This window comes from Phenylobacterium ferrooxidans (assembly GCF_042714595.1).
Classification (GTDB): domain Bacteria; phylum Pseudomonadota; class Alphaproteobacteria; order Caulobacterales; family Caulobacteraceae; genus Phenylobacterium; species Phenylobacterium ferrooxidans.
Genome location: NZ_JAOTJD010000041.1, coordinates 41,338 through 47,942, shown reverse-complemented (window position 1 = coordinate 47,942; position 6,605 = coordinate 41,338). Strand labels below are relative to the sequence as shown.

Annotated in this window: 5 protein-coding genes; 2 read left to right on the top strand and 3 right to left on the bottom strand. The window is 67.1% G+C overall.

The window, feature by feature from the left end:
- Positions 1–109 precede the first annotated feature (109 nt).
- A complete protein-coding gene (locus OCL97_RS18230; RefSeq protein ID WP_304778630.1) occupies positions 110–1,210 on the bottom strand; it encodes an NADH:flavin oxidoreductase in 1,101 nt (366 codons plus the stop codon).
- A 188-nt stretch (positions 1,211–1,398) separates the two neighbouring features.
- Between OCL97_RS18230 and OCL97_RS18225 the strand changes: the two genes are divergently transcribed.
- On the top strand, positions 1,399–2,676 hold the full coding sequence (locus OCL97_RS18225; protein ID WP_377371244.1) for a cytochrome P450: 1,278 nt from the start codon (positions 1,399–1,401) through the stop codon (positions 2,674–2,676).
- Positions 2,677–2,938: 262 nt separating this feature from the next.
- A complete protein-coding gene (locus tag OCL97_RS18220) occupies positions 2,939–4,162 on the top strand; it encodes an aminotransferase-like domain-containing protein (protein WP_377371243.1) in 1,224 nt (407 codons plus the stop codon).
- Between the two features lie 71 nt (positions 4,163–4,233).
- Here the strand turns inward: OCL97_RS18220 and OCL97_RS18215 are convergent, their stop codons facing one another.
- Both OCL97_RS18215 and OCL97_RS18210 read right to left on the bottom strand, forming a co-directional pair.
- Entirely contained in the window at positions 4,234–5,382 is a 1,149-nt protein-coding gene (locus OCL97_RS18215) for a serine hydrolase domain-containing protein (protein WP_377371242.1), read from the bottom strand.
- A complete protein-coding gene (locus tag OCL97_RS18210) occupies positions 5,379–6,602 on the bottom strand; it encodes an acyl-CoA dehydrogenase family protein (RefSeq protein ID WP_377371241.1) in 1,224 nt (407 codons plus the stop codon). Before OCL97_RS18210 ends, OCL97_RS18215 begins: the two co-directional genes overlap by 4 nt.
- Positions 6,603–6,605: the final 3 nt, after the last annotated feature.

The window sequence follows — 6,605 nt, the reverse complement described above, 5'->3', positions numbered from 1 at the left end:
GTCGAGAGCGAGCCGGGCTACTTAAGCCCGGCTATGCAGTTCGCCAACGATTTGGCGAACTGCCGCTCTCGACCCCGCAAGGGGAGAAGGAAACCGGTGGAATTGGATTTTAGTACAGCACCGCCATGGCCGAGCGCTCGAAGCTCTTCAGCTCGTCGTTGCGGCCTTCCTTGATCTTCAGCACCCACTCGGGGTCCTGCAGCAGGGCGCGGCCGACAGCCACCAGGTCGAAGTCGCCCCGGTCCATGCGGCGTTCCAGCTCGTCCAGCGAGGCCGGCTGAGAGGCTTCGCCGCCATAGGCCGCGATGAACTCGCCCGACAGGCCCACCGAGCCCACCGAGATGGTCGGCACGCCGGTCAGCTTCTTGGCCCAGCCGGCGAAGTTGAGGTCAGAACCCTCGAACTCCGGCTCCCAGATGCGACGCTGCGAGCAGTGCAGGATGTCGGCGCCGGCGTCGACCAGGGCGCCCAGCCAGGCTTCCATGGACTTGGGATCGTGGGCCAGGCGGACGGTGTAGTCCTGCTGCTTCCACTGACTGATGCGGATGATCACCGGATAGTCGGGGCCGACGGCCTTGCGGACCTCCTTCAGGATGTCGGCGGCGAAGCGCGCCCGGCCGGTCAGCTCCTTGGAGCCGTAGGCGTCCTCGCGGACATTGGTGCCTTCCCAGAAGAACTGGTCGATCAGGTAACCGTGGGCGCCGTGCAGCTCGATGGCTTCGAAGCCGAGGGCCTTGGCGTGGGCCGCGGCCTCGGCGAAGGCGCGGATGGCGTCGGCGACGTCTTCCTCGGACATGCCCTCGCCGAACTGTTTGTCGGGACGCGACAGGCCCGACGGGCTGTCATAGGGGCCTGCGGGCAGGAACTCGGGGTCGCGGGCGCGCACCGCGCCGACGTGCCACAGCTGGGGCGCCATGACGCCACCAGCCTCGTGCACCGCGTCGATCACCCGCTTCCAGCCGGCCAGGGCCGCCTCGCCGTGGAAGCGCGGCACCTTGGCGTCGTTCACCGAAATCGGCCGGTCAACGCCCGTGCCTTCAGAAACGATGAGCCCGACCTCGGCCGCCGCGCGGCGCTTGTAATAGGCCACCACGTCGTCGGTGACGACGCCGCCCGGCGAGAACGACCGGGTCATCGGGGCCATGACGATACGGTTCTTGAGGTGCAGGCCCTTGTAGTCGAAAGGCTTGAAGAGGGCGTCGGCGGCCATGGGCGATCCAGTCAAACATCTGTTCGAGAAGCGCCCGTTACAGCACGGTCGTGCGCTTCCGTCTGTACAGTTTTTCTGCGAACCGGCCCCGCCCGGCTTGACCGGCCTCTTGCCTTGCGGCTCAGCCTCAAGCATTCTTGTCTGAACAGTGATAAGATAGCCGCCCAGACGGCTTCGGAGGACACCTGATGAGCGACGGCAACATCGACCTGAAGGCGGAAGCCAGGGCGCGCGCCTATTCCATGCCGCTGGACGACATCAACCCCACCGACATCGAGCTATGGCGCACCGAGACCATGTGGCCCTACTTCGAGCGCCTGCGGAAGGAGGACCCGGTCCACCTGCACCCCGCCGAGCACCACGAGGACGGCGCCTTCTGGTCGGTGACCAAGTACAACGACATCATGGCCGTCGACACCAACCACGAGGCCTTCTCCTCGGAGCCGTCGATCACGATCTTCGACCCCAAGGAAGACTTCACCCTTCCGATGTTCATCGCGATGGACCCGCCCAAGCACGACGTCCAGCGCAAGACCGTCAGCCCCATCGTCTCGCCGCACAACCTGCAGATTCTGGAGCCCCTCATCCGCCAGCGGATCCAGAACACCCTGGACGCCCTGCCGATCAACGAGCCCTTCGACTGGGTCGACCGCGTCTCCATCGAGCTCACCACCCAGATGCTGGCGACCCTGTTCGACTTCCCCTGGGAAGACCGCCGCAAGCTGACCCGCTGGTCCGACGTGGCCACGGCGGGCCCGGAGTCGGGCCTGTTCAGTTCCGATGACCCCGAGATCGTCGAGGCCGAGCGGAAGATGGAGCTGTTCGAATGCGTGGACTACTTCAGCCGCCTGTGGGCTGAGCGCATCGCCCAGCCGCCCAAGGGCGACCTGATCTCCATGCTGGCCCACGGCGAGGCCACCAAGGACATGGATCGCATGGAGTATCTGGGAAACCTGATCCTGCTGATCGTCGGCGGCAACGACACCACCCGCAACTCCATGACGGGCTCGGTCTGGGCCCTGAACCAGAACCCCGACCAGTACGACAAGCTGCGCGCCAACCCTGAGCTGGTGCCCTCCATGGTCTCGGAGACCATCCGCTGGCAGACGCCTCTGGCCCACATGCGCCGCACCGCGACGCGGGATGTCGAGCTGGGCGGCAAGACCATCAAGAAGGGCGACAAGGTCATCATGTGGTACGCCTCGGGCAACCGGGACGAAGACGTGATCGAGAACCCGAACGCCTACATCATCGACCGCGAACGCCCCCGTCAGCACCTCTCCTTCGGCTTCGGCATCCACCGCTGCGTGGGCAACCGCCTGGCCGAGCTGCAGCTGAAGATCCTCTGGGAAGAGATCCTGGCCCGCTTCCCCACCATCAAGGTCGTGGAAGAACCCAAGCGCGTGCCCTCGGCCTTCGTGAAGGGCTACGAGAGCATGACGGTGATCATTCCCTCGAAGAACTAACCAGCGTCATCCCGGCCGCAGCAAAGCGGAGAGCTGGGACCCAGGGGCCGCGATCAATCCCCTGGGTCCCGGGTCTCCCTGCGGTCGCCCGGGATGACGTGGGTTTTCAATCCGCCCCCTGCCCCACTGAGCTTCACGCCATGAGCCCGATCTCGCACCCCCTCGTATGACGCCTCTGAACTGATCAGGTGAGACGCCGCGCGCGCCGCGCTGTCCTTGGGCGCCTTTCCGGCGTCGGCGATACGAACTAGAGACCAAGCTCATGACCACCCCGACCCCCGACTGGGCCACGCGCTTTTCCGAGCGGATGACCCGCGTCCGCGCCAGCGAGATCCGCGAGCTGCTGAAGCTGCTGGATCAGCCCGACATCCTCTCCTTCGCCGGCGGCATCCCCGATCCCGCCCTGTTCCCCGCCGATCAGATCAAGGCGGCCTACGACGCGATCCTCGCCGACCCGGAACAGTCCCGCGCCGCCCTGCAGTACTCCGTGAGCGAGGGCTACCTGCCCCTGCGCCGCTGGATCGCCGAACGCATGGCCCTGAACGGGGTCGAATGCGACGAGGACAACATCATCCTCACCGCCGGCTCGCAGCAGGCCCTCGACCTGATCGGCAAGCTGTTCCTGACCCGCGGCGACACGGTGATGGTGGCCAGGCCCACCTATCTGGGCGCTCTGCAGGCCTTCAACGCCTACGAGCCGGCCTATCTCGATCTGCCCGAACGCGCCCTGCGCGACGGCGTGGACGCCGCCGCCCTGATGGCCGGCCGCGAGCCCAATCCGCTCGGCTACTTCGTCCCCGACTTCGCCAACCCCACCGGCGAGAGCCTGACGCTCCCTGAACGCGAGGCCCTGCTGGACCTGGCGGCCGAGCTGGACATGACCCTGATCGAGGACGCCGCCTATCGCGAGCTTCGCTTCGACGGCGAGGCCCTGCCGACCCTGCTGTCCCTGGACATCGCCCGCGCCGGCTCCATCGAGGCGGCCCGCACCCTCTTCTGTGGCACCTTCTCCAAGACCATCTCGCCGGCCCTGCGCATCGGCTGGGTCTGCGGTCCCAAGGCGGTGATCGAGAAACTGGTCCTGCTCAAGCAGGGCTGCGACCTGCATGTCTCCACCATCAACCAGATGGCTATCCACGCCACGGTGTCGGAGGGCTACGAGCAGCACCTGGGCGCCCTGCGCACCGCCTATGGCGCCAAGGCCGCCACCACCCTGGCCGCCCTCGAGCGCCACATGCCGGCAGGCGTCACCTGGTCGAGGCCGCAGGGTGGCATGTTCGTCTGGCTGTGGCTGCCGCAAGGCATGGACGGCAAGGTCCTGCTGGAACGGTCCCTGGCCGAGGAGCGCGTCGCCTTCGTGCCCGGTGAACCCTTCTTCGCCGAGGTCCCCACCGCCAACGCCATCCGCCTCAGCTACTCCCTGCCCACCGACGCGGAGATCGAGGACGGGGTGAGGCGCCTGGCCGCGTTGATCGCGCGGTCGTAGGAGATGCTCCCCTCCTGGGGGAGCTGGCGCGAAGCGCGCCCACATCGGCGCTGCACCTGGGAAGGACCTAGCTAGTCGAGCCCGTAGGCCCCGCGCTCCAGCGCCCGCAGCAGGGACAGCACCTCGGGATCAGCAAACGGCAGCAGCTGGGTCATCAGCACCCCGCCCTGCCCGGCCTCCGGGTCGGCCCAGTAGTAGGTATTGGCCAGGCCCGCCCAGGCCAGGCTGCCCGCGCCGCGTCCGTCGCCGGTGGGCTCGGGCGTGATCATGGTGGCTAGGCCGTGGCCGGTGGCCATGTGCGGATAGAGGTCGAAGTCGTTGGACATGGTGGCCATGGCCGACTTGATGTAGCCGGCCTTGTGGGGCCCGCTATGGCTCTCCGACAGGCTGCGCAGGGTCCTGGCCGACAGCACCGGGCCGCCGTCCCCCAGCAGCATGCGCAGGAACTTGCCGTAGTCGGCCGCCGTCGAATAGAGCCCGCCGCCGCCCGACAGCACCTCGGGATTGGCGGGCAGGCCGAAGGGTATGGCGATCAGCGAGCCGTCGGGCCCGCGGACATGGACGCTGGCCTTGCGCGGCGCCTGGCCCTCGGACAGGGCGAATCCGGTGTCGAACATCGCCAGGGGCGCGAAGATGTTCTCCGCCAGATAGGCGTCCAGGCGTTGGCCGCTGGCCGCCTCGATGACGATGCCGGCCCAGTCGATGCCGATGCCGTAGATCCAGCCCTGGCCGGGGTCGAACATCAGCGGCTGGCGGTGGGCGGCGCGGCTGCCGGAGTTGGGATCCAGCGCCCCCTCGGTCTGGGAGAAGGCCAGGAATTCCGGATGGGTGAAGGTGTAGGCGAAGCCGGAGGTGTGGCTCAGCAACTGGCGTAGCGTGACGAAGCCCTTGGCGGGCCGCAGCCTGGGCTTGCCCTCGGCCACGCCCTCCAGGACCTGCAGATCCTTCAGGTCCGGGCACAGTTCGCCCAGGTCGCCATCCAGGGTCAGCTTGCCGCGCTCCACCAGCTGCAGCGCCGCCACCGACACCACCGCCTTGGTCATCGAGGCGATCCAGAACACGGTGGCGCCGTCCATCGCCGCCGGTTGACCGACAGCCCGGAGCCCCGCTGCGTGCTCGTAGGTCACAGCGTCTCGGTCAGTGACCAGGGCCACCGCACCGGCGATCTTGCCCTCATCGACGGCCTTGGCCAGGGCCGCCTCGAAGGCCCGGAAGCTCACAGCCCCAGCACCATCTTGGCGATGATGTTGTGCTGGATCTCGTTGGAGCCCGCATAGATCGAGGTCTTGCGGTAGTTGAAGTACATCGGCGCCACGGTGGCCGCGTAGTCGGGCCCGGCGCGGGGCTCGTTCCGCTCGCCGCGGATTTCGGCGAAGGTGTCCTGGACGAAGGGCTGAGCGTAGACGCCCGCCGCCTCCAGGGCCAGTTCGGTGATCGCCTGCTGGGCCTGGCTGCCCTCCAGCTTGAACATCGAGGACGCCGCCCCCATCGCCTCGCCGGCCGTGCGCGCGGCGAACATCCGCAGCTCGGTGGCGTTGAGCGCATCGACCTTGATCTGGGTTTCGGTCAGCTTGCGGCGGAAATCGGTGTCATCCAGCATCCGCCGACCGCCGTCGGAGCGCTCGGCCCCGGCGATCATCTTCACCTTGGCCAGCATGTTGGTCAGGCCCGGCGCATAGGCGTTGCCGCGCTCGAACTGCAGCAGGTACTTGGCGTAGGTCCAGCCCTGGTTTTCCTCGCCGATGCGGTTGGCCACCGGAACCCGGACGTTCTCGAAGAAGACCTGGTTGATCTCCTGCTCCCCGTCCGGCGGCCCGTCCAGGGTCGGCAGGGGCACGATGCTGATCCCCGGCGTCGTCATGTCCAGCAGCAGGAAGCTGATGCCCATCTGCTTGATCGGCTCAACGGAAGTCCGCACCAGGCAGAACATCCAGTCGGCGTGCTGGGCGTAGGTCGTCCAGATTTTTGAACCGTTCAGTACATAATGATCGCCGTCGCGCTCGGCCTTCATGGAAAGCGAGGCGAGGTCCGATCCGGAGCCCGGTTCGGAGTAGCCCTGGCACCACCAGACCTCGCTGGAGAGGATCTTGGGCAGGTGCTGTTTCTTCTGTTCGTCGGTTCCGAAGGCCATCACGACGGGTGCGCACATCCGCACCCCCATGTTGGAAGTGTCGGGCGCGCCGGCGAGCGCCATCTCCATGTCGAAGATGTACTTCTGGGCATGGGTCCAGCCGGTCCCGCCGTATTCGACGGGCCAGTCGGGGGCCATCCAACCCTTCTCGTTCAGCCGCTTCCACCAGCGGACCTGGCCGGCCTTGTCGATATGGGCGTTCTTGGCCTGGGCCATGTGGGCCCGCATGTCATCGTCGAAGGCCTGGGCGATGAAGGCGCGGACCTCGTCGCGGAAGGCGAGGTCACCTTGCGAGAAGTCGAGGTCCATGCG

Coding starts and splice junctions, on each gene's coding strand:
- OCL97_RS18210 (WP_377371241.1), bottom strand. CDS start 6,602: ATGGACCTCGACTTCTCGCAAGGTGACCTCGCCTTCCGCGACGAGGTC.
- OCL97_RS18230 (WP_304778630.1), bottom strand. CDS start 1,210: ATGGCCGCCGACGCCCTCTTCAAGCCTTTCGACTACAAGGGCCTGCAC.
- OCL97_RS18225 (WP_377371244.1), top strand. CDS start 1,399: ATGAGCGACGGCAACATCGACCTGAAGGCGGAAGCCAGGGCGCGCGCC.
- OCL97_RS18220 (WP_377371243.1), top strand. CDS start 2,939: ATGACCACCCCGACCCCCGACTGGGCCACGCGCTTTTCCGAGCGGATG.